Below are 13,463 nucleotides of genomic sequence, written 5' to 3' on the forward strand. Positions count from 1 at the left end.
TCACCGGGCCTTTCCGTAGGTACGCGGTGCCGTGCTCGAAGGCGGCAGGTCACCGTTGAAGCGGGGATCGACGTACTCCCCGAAGTCGAAGGTGCGGGGGATCAGCTTCAGCGCCGCGAACGCATCGACGATCCGCTGTTCCGAGGCGATGGCGGCCTGGTCCACCGCGACCGGGACCGCGGTGCCCCGCGTCCGCTCGACCGCGTCCAGCGCCACCTTCTCCGGCAGCCCGGTCTCCTTCGCCCAGGCCTTCGCCCAGACGTCGGGGTGTTTGAACACCCAGTTCTGCGCCCGTCGCAGCCGGTCCGTGTAGTCCTTCAGCGCCGCCGCCTTCTTCTTGTCGTCCAGTGCGGCGGGCGCGGCGACCTGGAAGCTTAGACCGTTGACGACCCCCTGCCCGGTGGTCAGCACCCGGGCATCGGCCTGGTCCAGGGCCTGCGAGGTGTACGGGTCCCACACCGCCCAGGCGTCCACCTTCCCCCGGGTGAACGCGGCGAGCGCATCGGCCGGCTGGAGGTAGGTGAGCCTGACGTCCTTCGGTGACAACCCCGCCTTCCGCAGCGAGGCGATCAGCTGGTAGTTCGCGGAACTGCCCTGCGCCACCGCGATCGACTTCCCCTTCAACTGCTCCGGCCGCTTCAGTGGCGAGTCCTTCTCCACCAGGATCGCCTCGCCGTCGGACCGACTGTGCGTCCCCGCGATCACCTTGATCTTCGACTTCACCGCGGCGGCGAACACCGGCGGGGTGTTGCCCACGGCACCGACGTCCACGGCTCCCGCGTTCACGGCCTCCAGCAGCGGCGGCCCCGACGTGAACGTGGACCACTTGATCGTGTACGGCAGATCGTCCAGCTCTCCGGCGGCCCGCAACAACGCCTCCGAACCACCCTTCTGGTCACCGACGTTGAGCGTCAGCGCGCCTTTGCCGTCCGTCCCACTGTCCGCGCCGCCCCCGCCCCCGCCCCCGCCTCCGGCGACGCGCGACGCACCGCCACCGCAGCCGGCCAGCAGAACGGCGAGCGGAACGAGGAGGACGGCTGGGGCTGTACGGCGAGGTCTCATGGGCTGAGGTCCGTTCCGGGATGGGGGCGTTCGAGGTGGAGCAGGGGGTGGGGGAGGTGGTGTGGCGTGGTGTGGGTGGAGCAGCGGTGGTGAGGGTGAATGGGGGCGGAGGGCAGGGATGCGGGGGCGGTGGCCGGGCCGGTGGGGTGGGTTCAGGCAGCAGCAGCGGGGGCACCTGGGTCCGCGCTCGCGTTTGCGTCGGTGCCCGTGCTTGCGTCGGTGTCGTTGCCCTTCACACCCAGTCGATCGAGCAACCGGGCGCGCAGGGCTCCGAAGCGGGGATCGGAGACGTCTCGGGGGCGCGGCAGGTCCACCGCTGTCTCGTAGCCGATGCGGCCGTCCTCCATCACCAGCGCCCGGTCCGCGAGCAGCAGAGCCTCCTCTACGTCATGAGTGACCAGCAGCACCGCGCAGCCGCGCTCCTGCCACAGCTCGGCCACCAACTGTTGGGCCCTGATCCGGGTCAGCGCATCCAGCGCGCCGAACGGCTCGTCGAGCAGGAGCAGATCGGGCTCCCGCACCAGCGCCCGGGCGAGCGACGCGCGCTGCGCCTCACCACCCGACAGCGTCTTCGGCCAGGCGTCCGCACGATGCCCGAGCCCGACCTCGTCCAGCGCCCGTACGGCGGACTCCCGCTCAGCACGGCCGGGCAGCCCCAGCAGTACATTCCGCCAGACCCGCTTCCAGGGCATCGGCCGCGGCGCCTGGAACGCCACCGCCTTACGACGCGGGGCCAGTACCTCACCCTCGATCTCCCGGTCGAGTCCGGCCAGCACCTTCAGGAGCGTCGACTTGCCGCAGCCGCTCCGTCCCAGCAGTGCCACGAACTCACCTGGTCGAACGGTCAGTTGCAGCCCGTCAATGACGGCCCGGTCGCCGAACCGCCGCACCAGCCCGTCCACCCGCACCGCAACACCGACGGAGGCAGTAGAAGGCGCGGCCCCCTCCTTGTCGATCACTGTCCGGTGAATGTCGGTCGCCATTGCAGCAACAGCCTTTCGAGGGTACGTACGAGGAAATCGGCGATGAGACCGAGGAACGCATAGACCGCCAGGCACACCACGATCACATCGGTGCGGAAGAACTCCCTGGCCTGATTCATCAGAAAACCGAGGCCGGCGTCGGCATTGATCTGCTCACCGAAGACCAGCGCCAACCAGGCGGTGGCCAGCGAGTACCGCAGTCCGGTCATGGCTCCCGGCAACGCACCCGGAAGCACCACGTGCCGGATCAGCCCCCATCGGTTCAAACCCAGGGACGTCCCGGCTCCGACCAGCTGCGCGTCCACTCCACGAATCCCGGCATAGACGTTCAGATAAAGGTGAAACGCCACACCGAGCGAAATCAGCGCAATCTTCGGCGCCTCGCCGATACCCAGCCAGATGATGAACAACGGAATCACACCGACCCAGGGAACCGACCGCAGCATCTGCACCGTCGCATCGACCAGGTCCTCGCCGAGTCGCGAAAGCCCCGACACCAGCGCCAGTGCGACGCCGCTGAGGCCGCCCAACAGCAGCCCGACGAGCACGCGTTGCAGTGAGACGAGCATGGCCGAGGGCAGTGTGCCGTCGGCTATCAAGTCACCGGTGGTGCCGGCAATGGTGCCCGGCGACGCCAGGATGTCCCCTTCCAACACCCCGGTCGTACTGAGCACCTGCCACAGCACCACCAACGCCACGGGCCCCACGGCTCGCCGCGCCCACCGAGGCACCGCCCGCCGTCGCCCGGAGACCGGAACGACCCGCGCGAGCTCAATCCCAGCCGCCGGTGTCACGGATTCGTCGGGCGGCGCATGACCGCGCACGACCTGATCGAGACTCATAAACGTTCCACACAAACGAAACGAGGCAAAGCCCGAAGAAAAAGGAAGGGGGAGGCAGCAGCGAGAAGCCGGAAGTCAGCCGGGAAGAAGCGAGGAGAGCGGGAGGCCGAGACTCAGCAGGCACCGCGGCGACACGCGGCAGAGGCCACCCGCACCAGGTCGATATGACCGCGCGTGGTGAGCAGGGCTGAGGTAGACATGTCGCCGAACGTAGCGGCGTGCTTCGAGACGGGTCAATTGTCGTCTCGACCAATGGACCTTCGTTGCCGGAACATTGAAGCAACATTGCATGCAGGCCCCGAGGGTGGCCCCGCATCGATTCCGATATGGCGTTTGCGGCGAGGGGGGGACGGGCGATGCGGCCGCATGGCGTCTGCCACCGTATGTCGTGCACGCGTGCAGCGTGCCGACCAGTGGGTGAACCTGGAGGCAGGGTGTGAATCCTGCCTCCAGGATCTAGCTACTCCGGGTCAGTGGCGGTCGAAGAGGACCGCCATGAGGGCCTTCACCGCAATGGCGATTGCGAGGCGAGAAGCCAGCTCGGCCAATAGCGACCGCTTTTCCTTTGTAGCCATGCCGTACCTCCAGTGTTCAGGGCTTGACGGCGCCGGGCTGATCAGACCCTTTACCGTCCGGGACCGGTCAGGCCCCGCCTGTGGAGGGGGCGGTCGGGACCCCGCCTTATGGGTGCGGGGCCCCGACCTGGCGGCCTGGGATTACCCGGGACAATCCCCGGCCGCTCTTTCTCCCCCGTAACTGCCCTTCCAACTGGAGGGTTGGCTGTTTCAGCGTACCGCGATACGGGTCAAATCCCGTTCATTTCAAGCCACTTGAGTTTGAAATCCGCTGCGGAGGCTTGACCGACCTGCCGTCTGAGCCGGTCCCCACATGGCCGAACACCGTCCCGCCCCCAACCGCCCGACCGCCGACCGCCCGACCGGCGACCGCCCGACCGCCCGCCCGCCGACCGCCCGACCCGGCCCACCAGACCGCCCCGACCCGAACGCTGGTCGGGGGCGCTCCCGCGCCCCGCTTGCGTACGGGGACTGCCGAGTCGTCTTTGAGGTGATCACTTGGCCTTTGAGAGGATCCATGCATGGCTGAGAATTTCGCGACACGAGTGATCGACGTACGGACCGGCTCACGCGAGACGGTGCATGACCTGACCCGGGATTGCGCATCCTTCCTGCGGGACGTGGCCCAGGGGCGCGACGGGCTGCTGAACGTCTTCACACCTCACGCGACCACGGGCGTTGCGCTGGTGGAGACGGGCGCCGGCAGCGACGACGACCTGTTGGCCGCTCTTCGCGATCTCCTTCCGGCGGATGACCGCTGGCGGCACAGGCACGGGAGCCCCGGTCACGGTCGCGACCACGTGCTCCCCGCCCTCGTGCCTCCGCACGCCACACTGCCCGTCATCGGGGGAGAACTGGCCCTTGGTACGTGGCAGTCGGTCTGCTTGGTGGACACCAACATCTCTAATGTCAACCGTCAGGTTCGACTGAGCTTCCTGGGCTGACCAAGATCGTCCTGGGGGTGGCCGTGAAATCTCCGTACCCTGCCTGCCTGAAACGGAGAAGCCTTGCGCGGTACGGACGTGGACATGATCGAACGACCCTACGACGGATGTGGAAAATGCCTGCTGGGCGTGCGACGGCTGTCGCGTGTGAAGGCGGCCACGTCGTCACCGGAGCGGCAGCGAGAGGACGTCCTCACGGCTGCCGCGTCCGTCGGAGGGCACATCACCGGCTGGGCCGATGACTGGGAGGTGTCAGGAGCCACGGACCCGATGACACGGCCCAAGCTCGGACCGTGGCTGCGTGACGAGAGGGGCCCGTATGACGGCCTCGTTGCCGCAGCGGTGGACCGGCTCGGCCGCAACGTCGTTGACTGCCTGAACACCGGCTACAAAATGCGTGACGAGGGAAAGCTGCTCGTCACGTATGGTCACGACGGCCCGTGGGGCCTCGACGACCAGGTGGACGAAAACCGCTTCACCATGGAGGCGTGGGGCGCGCAGATGGAGCTGCGAGCCATCCAGCGCCGGAACCGCAACGCAACCATCAAGATGCGGGCAGCTGGTCGGCCAAAAGGTAAGCCGTCGTTTGGATTCCAATTCGTTCGGGTCGTCGTGGGCGGCAAAATCGACCACGTCGAACTGCACTCGTACGCCTCAACCGTGATCAGGGGCGTCGCCCGTCGCATCCTGGCCGACCCTGAGCACAACACGCCCAGCAGCGAGGCGGCTCGATTGAACCGCGCTGGTGAACTGGCTCCCGTCGATCACTTGGCCGTGATGTATGGGAAGCCAGCACGCGGTCGACCGTGGCATCCGACGAGCCTGGAGTTCGGGTCTGCTGCACGATCGGGTGACATCTGAACTGGCTTGCCCTGTAGGGCGGGTGGGAAGGATGCCGCTGGAGGATCGAGGAGTGCTTCCACAGCGCGAAGAACGAGTGCGGCCTGGACCAGTACGAGGTCCGCCGCTACGTGGGCTGGTATCAGCACATCACGCTCGCAATGCTCGCCCACGCGTTCCTCGTGGTGATGGCTGTGCAGGAGCGCGAAAAAAGGAGCCACGAGGCCGACACACCCGACCTCGTGGCCCTCACCCCAGCTGAAATCCTTCGTCTGCCGGCAGCTGAACCCCACCGCCGTCCTGCACGCCGTGACCATGCGGTGAACTGGTCCCGATGGCGGCGCCGCCACCAAGCACGTGCCCGACGCTGTCACTACATGCGGCGCGCGCACACGTTGGGTGGACGGCCGGCTCAAGACCGTCTCGCGCATGCCACACCCCCGCTACACTCCCCACCGCCAGGCCGTTGGCCTGGTCCCGCTGGAGTACTAGGGCCCGAAGTGCACGTACGACGCCCAGCCGACTGGGCGGTACGGCTGCCGACGGCGGGCGCGGTCGACCGCCTCGTGCAGCGCGTATGCCGTCCGGGACGCATCGATGCCGAGCTCCGGGTCGGCCACGGTCCCGTAGACCGTATCGGTGATCTGTTGGGCAGTGTTGTCTCCCACCGTCCATAGAGTGGAGACGACGTGCCGGAAGTTGCCCAGAAGCAGCGCGCCCGCGAGATGGATGGCCTCGTTGGGCAGTTCCGTACCGCCCAGGGCGGTCTGGCAGGCAGACAGCACGGCCAGCTCCGCAGACGGCAGGTCGAGGCGGGCTAGGTCGGAAACCGTCAGGGGGCGGTCGTGCAGGTACAACGCACCCGCACCAGGATCGGCGAGGTCCTGCCCGGCGTGGCAGGCGAAGTGGACACAGGAGTGCGAGGCCAGGAGGGACAACGCCTTCTCGCAGGTGGCGTCCGCGTCGAGGTTGACCGTGTGCCGGCCGGGGAACCGGCGGCCGAGCGCCTCCGCCTCTTTCCACGCGCCGGGCAGTGGGCGCAACGCGGGAGCGTACGACGGCTGGTCGCGCAGGGCCAGTACCAGCAGCCGTCGCTCCGCGTCCGTGGCAGCCGAGGGGCGCTTGGCCCGGATCAGGCCGCGCAGCGTGGGCATGTACGACGACACCACGCGCGCCATGACGGCATCGTGCTCCCGGCCGTCGTCGGGGTCGTGGTAGCCGGCGGCGTGCACCGGGAGCAGGGTCAGCGGTCCGGTCGGGCACCACCAGACGCGCCGGTCCGGCGGGACGGCCAGCTCCGGGGAGTCGAGCACGGGGGCGGCGACCGTGTCCCACAGCCATTCCAGCGTGGCCATCACGGTCTGCTGGCTCGGGCCCGGGGAGGCTCCTGGGCGGTTCATCCTGTCCAGCGCGGCCAGATACCGCTCGGTGCGGCGCTGTGTCTCGTCCGCGGTCAGGCCGGGCAGCGGGATCAGCGCGACCCTGCCCGGTGTCACGACGAGCGCGTCGCATCGGTACCGGCTGACGTTGACGATGACGAGCGGTCCGGCGTCCGTCGCCCCGGACAGAGCGGAGAAGGGCAGGGGTACCAGGAAGTGCTCGAACCCGGGCAGCCGGCGGACTTTGTCGAGCAGGTCCTCCCACTCCTGGGCGATCCGCCGCCGCTGTTCACCGGCGTCCTGCTCGGGGGCGGTCCACGTCCCCTCTTCCAGTGCTGCCCGCAGGTCTGCCAGCCGGTCCGCAAGCGCGGGGTGAGCTTCCCGCAGCGCTGTCAGATCGGTCCGTGTGTCCAGCACCTGCCCCCACAGCACGGATCGTCCGTGGTCGAGGAGTTCGACCGCCTGCTCCAGCCGGCCGCAGGAGATCGCACAGGCCGCGGCCTCGCTGGCCACGTGCGAGCGCCGGGCCAGCAGACGTTCCCGCTCGCTGCGCGCCAGGCCCCGCCACGCGGTCAGCGGGAGCAGTTCCACGGCTACGGCGTAGCCGTCCGCCGCCTCCTGCCAGTAGCCCTCTCCCACAGCGGCACGCCCGGCGGCGAAGCTGCCCCACGCGACCGCAGCGGTCAGCCGGTCGTCCGCGGGGGAGGTGGGTGCCTGCGCCGCCTCGCGGAACAGGACGAGGCTCCGGTCCGCGTCATTCACCCGGGACCGCGGACCGCCCCGCTCGTTACGGGCGGCGAGCATGTGCGCCAGCGTCAGCAACCTGCTGGTGCGCCGCGGCGAGGAGGCGTGCAGAGCGCGGACCACGGCTTCAGCATGGTCGATCGCGGCGTCTAGATCGGTCAGGTCGTCACGCAGTTCCGATCGTGTCCACAGGGCGAGGGCGAGGTTGAGCCTGCTGTTCGACTCAATCCGGCCGTCCGGTGTCAGAGCGAGCGCCTCGGTGCCGGAGGTAATGGCTTCGTCGAGGTCGGAGGCGTCGCGGACGAGGAGATAGCGGGTCCGTAACCGGTTGCACAGCGCTCCCAGCGCGGTCAGCTGCGCGTCCGTCGACGAGGTCATCCGGCGGGCGAGGGCCAGCCCCCGTCGCCCCAGGTCGATCGCCCGGTCGAGGTCGGCCCGGTTGCCGGTGTGCTGGTAGCGCCGGAGCAGCGTCATTCCCAGGGTCTGGATGTGGGTGCACCGTTCGTCGTTGTACTCGGGAGGCGTCACCTCGATCGCGCGGCGGGCGGCGGCGACCGCTGCGTCCAGGTCGGCGTCGCCACCGTCGTGTTCGAACCGGCGCAGGTAGGCCCCTGCCAAGGTAGACAGCTCGCTGCCGCGAGGGGGGCTCAACTTCACGAACGCATCCAGCTGAGTGCCCAGGGCCTGCCGCAGCTCCTCCATGTCCGCGTCCGGCTGGTTGAGCACGCTTCGCAGAACCTGCACGTTGGGCAGCGGCCCGTAGGCGCCGTGCCGGAGGTGCACGATCGCCTCGTCGAGGTCCTTCCGGTCGCCGTTTTGTTCGAAGCGGCGCAGCAGCAGCGCGCCGAACCTCGCGGCGACCGGAGCGCGTTCCGGGTGCTGGGCGGGCAGCCCGCCGAGGAGGCGGCGGCCGGTGGCTATGCCGGCCTCGAGCGCCGATGTGTCACCGGTCCGTTCGAACCTCTGCCGCGCCTCTGTGAGGACGTTTTGGTACTGCTGCACGGCCCGGGAGTCCTGCGCCGCCGCCTCGGGCGGCACCGCGGGCCGGTCGTCGGGGTTCGAGACGAACGTGGCACCGCGCAGCACGGGCAGGACGGTTTCCTTGACCACCCTGCGCTCCTGCGCCCGCCGTTGGACCGCGGTGTTCAGCAGCTGCTGCGCCCGGTCGCGTCGCTGATCCCCGGGTGGCAGCAGGCGCAGAGCCGTCGAGAGGCTGTCGCGGGCCTCGTCGAGGTCGTGCGGCGCCTCGGTGTCGCGGGCGCGCCGGACGAGGGACTCGCCCAGGATCAGGGCGGTGTAGCCGGGGTCCTCCATGGAGGGGGCCGCCATGCCGAGGGACTGCCGCAGCAGTTCGACCGCCTCGTCCGCGTCGGACAGCGCACCGTTGCGTTCGTACCGGGTGGCCAGATGTGAGCCGAGGTTGTGCAGCGTCTGCCAGTACTCCCGCTCGTCCGGCGGAGCGAGCGGCAGCAGCTGGCGCTGCGCGGCGATGGCAGCGTCCAGGTCCTCCCCGACGGAGGAGCGCTGGAACCTGCTGTATGCCGCCTCGGCTTGCAGGGTGAGGCAGCCCACCATGTTCGGGCTGTCCAGTGGGCATGTCCGCACCGCCCGGTCGATCGCCTCCTCGGCGGCGGCCAAGTCCGCCGGGTCACGGCCCCCGTACTTATAGCGCCTCAACAGGGCGTAGCCCAGATACCCGCTGCACGCCGCCAGATCAGGGTGGTCCTCGGGAAGCTCCCACAACACCGGACCCAGCAGCTCGATCGCGCGGTCGCGACAGAGCGGATCGTCGTCCGCCTTCCACCGCTCGATCAGATGGCTGCCTTCCACCAGGCGGCTCTGAGCCGTCGGCGGGGCCGGGCGCGGTGCGGCCTGCCGTGGTGCCTCGGCGCGCTGCCGCTCCAGTACCTGCTGGTCCGCGCGTAGGGAAGACGCCTGCGCGGTGTCGTCCCGGGCGGCCAGCCGCGCGGCCGCGCCGAAGAGCCTGATCGCCTCGTCGAGGTCCTCAACCGCGTGCGTGAGCCGGTAGCGCTCGTGCAGGGCGAGGGCGAGGCCGCGCAGCAGCTCGGGGCGTGTGCCGCCGGCTCGTCGTTCCCGCTCCGCGCCCCGGCGAAGGAGCTCCACGGCCTCGTCGAGGTCGGCCACCGCCTGCGTGTACTCGAACCGGCGCAACAGGACGCTGCTGAGCGAGAGTTCGGCACCGGTATGGTCCTTTCCGCCGACCGGGGCGACGGACAGGAGCTTGCGGCACATCTCCACGGCGGCTCTGGCGGTCTCGGCGGTCTCCTGCTGCTTGAGAAGCCTGGTAAGGCTTGCGCACACGGTCCGCAGGGCGTCGGCACGCCTGGGGTCCTCGGGTCCGGTCAGGGCCAGTGCGCGGCGGCCCAGGGCCGCGGCGTTGTCCAGGTCGGTGGTGATCCCGGTCAGCCCGTGCCGCTCCAGCCACCCGGTGGCGGCCACCACGTGGTAGTCGACCAGCTTTGGATGGTCCGCCGGCAGGTCGTCCAGGGCGCCCTGCAGGGCGACGAGTGCGAGGACCGGGTCAGTGCCGGCCTCCGCCGCGCTCAGCAGCCCTGTCACGGCGGCCTGCACCCGGCTATCAGGGTCGGCACCGAACTCCACAGTCAGCTCCCAAAGTTGGCCGGTGACCAGGTCCGGGTTTATGTCGTGCAGCAGGCCGAGCAGCATGACGGTGGTGGGCAGATCCGGGAGGCCCGGCCGGGCGAGGTTGCCCTTCCGGGCCAGACAGAGCCACCCGGCGAGCTGCAATGCACGCCGCCTGCCCTCGGAGCGGGCCGGTGCGGCAGCGACCTCATGCAGTAACTGCTCTGCGTCCACGGTTAGTTGCGGAGTCTCGACCTCTGTGGCGCGGCCCGTGCGCACATGTTCCCGGACAGCGTGCTCGATCCTCTCCTCCGGACTGCTCTCCCGCCCCCACCGCATGCCGCATCGCCCCCTGGCCCTCACCGTCACGATAGCCACGGCCGCGCGGGGCGGGCCAGACGGCGTGCCCGGTGCTGCCCGACCGGGTAGTCTCCCCGCTGAGCGGCCAACGGTCAGATGTGAGCGGGAGGTTGGGTGGCAGCCGAGGAACTGACGGACGCCGAGGCCCTGGCACTGTGGTGCGCGCGCCTGCCGGGGCTGCGGGAGCAGGCACGGGCGACCAGCGTGGTCGACCGCCTCGAGCGTGACGCGGCCAGGGTCCGCGACGGCATTTCCGCCCAGCGAGCGGTGCGCAAGTGGCTGCAGGACGCGGACGCCGAGGCGGCACGGAGCTGGTCGGGACGCAGCGTCCTGAACCTGGCCGGCCTTCCCGGCACCCCGCGCGCGCCCACGGTGAGCGCGGGCCGCTATGGGTGTCCTCTCGGCAAGTGCGACCGCACGGCTGGGCGCGACGCGCAAGGGCACACGCCCGTGTGCCATGCCTTCGGTGCGACGATGACGCCGACGGCGTGAACACGCGATGGTGACCGGCATCCTCTCCGAGGTGGGCAAGCACGTCAGCAGTCGCTGGGTCACCGCGGTGCTCCTGCCTGGGCTGCTGCTGGTCGCCGTGACGGCGGCGGGCTGCCATCTCGGCCACGCCCACGCCCTCGACGCCGGCGAACTGGCCGACTGGGTGGATCGCCTGGCGCGCGAGGCGTACCGCCGCCCGGCGCGGGCGGCGGTGGCCGCCGGGGTGGCGCTGCTCGCCGCTGGCCTCGCCGGTAGCGTGGCGGGCGAACTGGGCAGGGCGGTCGAGCGGTGGTGGCTGCGCACCGAGCCGGGCCATGGCGGAAGGCGCCGAACACGCGCTCTGCGGGCCGCCGAGCGCAACGGCATCTCGCCGGTGGAGGCCTACCTTCCGCAGCGGCCGACCTGGATGAGCGACCGGGTACGGCTCACCGAGGCGCGGATCCGGGCACAGTACTGGTTCGACGTGGCGAGCGCTTGGCCACGCCTGTGGCTGCTCCTGGGCGACGAGGTCCGGCGCCCTGTCGTGGAGGCGCGGATCGGCTTCGCCGAGGCCGCCACCCTCGCCGGCTGGGGCTGCCTGTACGGGATCGCCGGGGTCTTGTGGTGGCCCGCCCTCGTGACTGCGGCCTGTGTCCTGCTCACGTCATGGCGCCGCGCCCGCTCCGGCCTGGAGGAGTTCGTGACCCTCGTCGAGGGGGTTGTCGATGTCCATCACCGCGCTCTGGCAGACGCATTGGGCGTCTCCCTGGGTGGCGGAGCCATGACCGAGGCGGAGGGACGAAGGGTCGATGACATCCTCCGCAAGGGCGGCTGACGGCTGGCGCAGGGAGTGCCGGCGCCAGCCGGAGCCCCGTCACTGGCCCGCAACGTCTCAGGGGACAGCATGGACAGCCACGGCTTGGCCATGCGGCACAGCGCCAGCAGTTCTTGCGTGGTAGGTCCGACAGCAGCCCCAGCACCAAGTCCCTAACCCGGCGCCGGGGCTCAACCCGCGCGAACCGGCCCGCTATCCGCCCCATCAGCCGAATCGCCGGAAGATTCGCGCGCGTCGAACCCCAATGCCGAGCCCGGAAGTTGGTCCTCGGCCTGCTGTCTGACCTGCCCCGCAAGAACTGCTGGACTATCGCCGAGCACACCGGGGACACGAGCCCGCACGGCTTGCAGCACCTGGTCGGCCGGGCGAGGTGGGACGCCGACGCTGTACGCGACGACCTGCGCGCCTTCGTGCTGGAGCACCTAGCCGATCCCCAGGCCGTACTCGCGGTCGACGAGACCGGCGCGAAAACGCCTAGGTCGCCGAGTATCTCGCCTACGCCTCCCGACACGGCCATGCGGGTATCGTCCGCGCTGTCTACCTGCCCCGCTGTTGGGCGGGCGATCCCGCGCGCCGCGACCGCGCCGCCGTTTTCGACCAAGTCGGTTTCGCCACGAATCCGCAGCTCGCTTATCAGATGATCGACCGCGACCTGGATGTGGGTGTCCAAGCCACCTGGGCCACCGCCGACGAGGCCTACGGCGGCAACCAATCACCCACGAACGCGACAAGCCCGGTCCTCGCAAGGGAGGATCGGTACGGGTCTGGTGACGTCCGTGGTCAGTCTGTTCTGGGGTTGAGCCGCTCGGCTGGGAAGTGTTCGGTGCCCGCCGGAGGCACGCCGCGACGCGTGTACACGATGAGGTTCTCCAGGTCCGCGAGCGGTGTGAGGTCCATGGGCTCGGGCGCGTTGGCGATGGTCAGGCTGGTCAGCTCTGGGAGGTCCTTGAGCGGTGCGAGTCCCGTGGTCAGCAGGCAGCGACTGAGCGTGAGGCTTTTCAGGCGCCGATGCCGTACCAGTGTCACCGGATTGAGTGCGGTCTGGCTGTTGATCTGCAGATCGACCAGCCGGGTCTCGTCGCGCTGGCTCGCCAACTGAGCGCCCTGCACGTCTCCTTCGATCATCAGGGTCTCCAACTCGGGCCAGCGTTCGAGTCCGTGCAGGTTGATGCGCTCGGCGCCGCGCGTAAAGACGAGGCCAGTGAGCGCACTCTCAACCGGGATGTCGGCGACATCGGTCACCCCGGCGGCGAAGCCGAGCGTCAGATGGCGAAGTTCCGCCAGTCCGTCGAGTCCGGCGAGAGACATGCCCTCGGCCAGGTCGTGCACGTAGAGATGCGTGATCCCGAGGCCGCGTAGGGGGACGAGACCGGTCACCGAGGGACAGTCAGCGAGGACCAACGTGGTGAGGTGGGGCAGCGCATCGAGCGGTGACAAGTCGCGCAGTGATGGGTCGTTGCTGCGGAAGAGCCACTCCAGGTTCCGGTGTTCCAGGATCTCCGTGGGGAGGCCATGGGGGCCGACGAGAACGATCCGACTGAGATGTCGCAAACGTGGTAGCTCCGCCAGCTGCTCGGCCGTGGACACGCGTACGTAGACGTCCGGCGTCGTGGAGGACAGCACGGTCTCCGCGTAACACCGGGCGTCGAACGAGGACCAGCAGTGGCAGAACTCCGCTTGCACGGACAGACGCGTGTCCTCTCGGAACCGCGCGATCACCGCCATCCCGGCGTCACCGCCCACCTGCGCGGCGGTCCGCACGACGGCGCTTGCGGTCGTCGCGTCCAGTCCCTCCGGACCCGGCAGGAGTTCCAGCACGAGCTC

At 69.7% G+C, this 13,463-nt stretch carries 10 protein-coding genes and 2 pseudogenes; 6 read left to right on the forward strand and 6 right to left on the reverse strand.

All coding sequences use genetic code 11. The annotated features are described in order from the left end of the window. The 4 genes from AB0C96_RS00245 to AB0C96_RS00260 form a co-directional block, all read right to left on the reverse strand. Complete coding sequence (locus tag AB0C96_RS00245) at positions 1–1,062, reverse strand: ABC transporter substrate-binding protein (protein ID WP_362912051.1); 1,062 nt, start codon at positions 1,060–1,062, stop codon at positions 1–3. 152 nt (positions 1,063–1,214) lie between these two features. Then, positions 1,215–2,045, reverse strand: a complete 831-nt coding sequence (locus tag AB0C96_RS00250; RefSeq protein WP_362912053.1) for an ABC transporter ATP-binding protein — start codon at positions 2,043–2,045, stop codon at positions 1,215–1,217. After that, positions 2,018–2,887 carry an ABC transporter permease gene (locus AB0C96_RS00255; protein ID WP_362912055.1) on the reverse strand — a complete coding sequence of 290 codons (870 nt, stop codon included), beginning with the start codon at positions 2,885–2,887 and terminating at the stop codon, positions 2,018–2,020. Before AB0C96_RS00255 ends, AB0C96_RS00250 begins: the two co-directional genes overlap by 28 nt. 113 nt (positions 2,888–3,000) lie before the next feature. Further along, positions 3,001–3,087 carry a putative leader peptide gene (locus AB0C96_RS00260; RefSeq protein WP_362912427.1) on the reverse strand — a complete coding sequence of 29 codons (87 nt, stop codon included), beginning with the start codon at positions 3,085–3,087 and terminating at the stop codon, positions 3,001–3,003. 896 nt (positions 3,088–3,983) lie between these two features. On the opposite strand from AB0C96_RS00260, the gene AB0C96_RS00265 reads away from it, so the two are divergent. From AB0C96_RS00265 to AB0C96_RS00275, 3 genes and pseudogenes are all read left to right on the forward strand, one after another. Beyond that, positions 3,984–4,406 carry a YjbQ family protein gene (locus tag AB0C96_RS00265; protein ID WP_362912057.1) on the forward strand — a complete coding sequence of 141 codons (423 nt, stop codon included), beginning with the start codon at positions 3,984–3,986 and terminating at the stop codon, positions 4,404–4,406. Positions 4,407–4,490: 84 nt separating this feature from the next. Continuing rightward, the gene (locus tag AB0C96_RS00270; RefSeq protein ID WP_362912059.1) at positions 4,491–5,267 is read left to right on the forward strand and encodes a recombinase family protein; all 777 of its coding nucleotides are present in this window, start codon (positions 4,491–4,493) and stop codon (positions 5,265–5,267) included. Between the two features lie 29 nt (positions 5,268–5,296). Then, a pseudogene (locus AB0C96_RS00275) lies at positions 5,297–5,437 on the forward strand (IS701 family transposase); the annotation flags it as partial. A 297-nt stretch (positions 5,438–5,734) separates the two neighbouring features. Here the strand turns inward: AB0C96_RS00275 and AB0C96_RS00280 are convergent. Beyond that, the gene (locus AB0C96_RS00280; RefSeq protein ID WP_362912061.1) at positions 5,735–10,207 is read right to left on the reverse strand and encodes a CHAT domain-containing protein; all 4,473 of its coding nucleotides are present in this window, start codon (positions 10,205–10,207) and stop codon (positions 5,735–5,737) included. Positions 10,208–10,447: 240 nt separating this feature from the next. On the opposite strand from AB0C96_RS00280, the gene AB0C96_RS00285 reads away from it, so the two are divergent. From AB0C96_RS00285 to AB0C96_RS00295, 3 genes and pseudogenes are all read left to right on the forward strand, one after another. Next, positions 10,448–10,825, forward strand: coding sequence for a hypothetical protein (locus tag AB0C96_RS00285; protein WP_362912063.1), 378 nt, complete (start codon positions 10,448–10,450; stop codon positions 10,823–10,825). 7 nt (positions 10,826–10,832) lie between these two features. Beyond that, positions 10,833–11,639, forward strand: coding sequence for a hypothetical protein (locus AB0C96_RS00290; RefSeq protein WP_362912065.1), 807 nt, complete (start codon positions 10,833–10,835; stop codon positions 11,637–11,639). Positions 11,640–11,842: 203 nt separating this feature from the next. Further along, positions 11,843–12,348, forward strand: a pseudogene (locus AB0C96_RS00295) (transposase); the annotation flags it as partial. A 71-nt stretch (positions 12,349–12,419) separates the two neighbouring features. Here the strand turns inward: AB0C96_RS00295 and AB0C96_RS00300 are convergent. Continuing rightward, positions 12,420–13,457, reverse strand: coding sequence for a hypothetical protein (locus AB0C96_RS00300; protein WP_362912452.1), 1,038 nt, complete (start codon positions 13,455–13,457; stop codon positions 12,420–12,422). Positions 13,458–13,463: the final 6 nt, after the last annotated feature.

Origin of the sequence: Streptomyces sp. NPDC048506, assembly GCF_040651315.1 — a bacterium.
Lineage (GTDB): Bacteria > Actinomycetota > Actinomycetes > Streptomycetales > Streptomycetaceae > Streptomyces.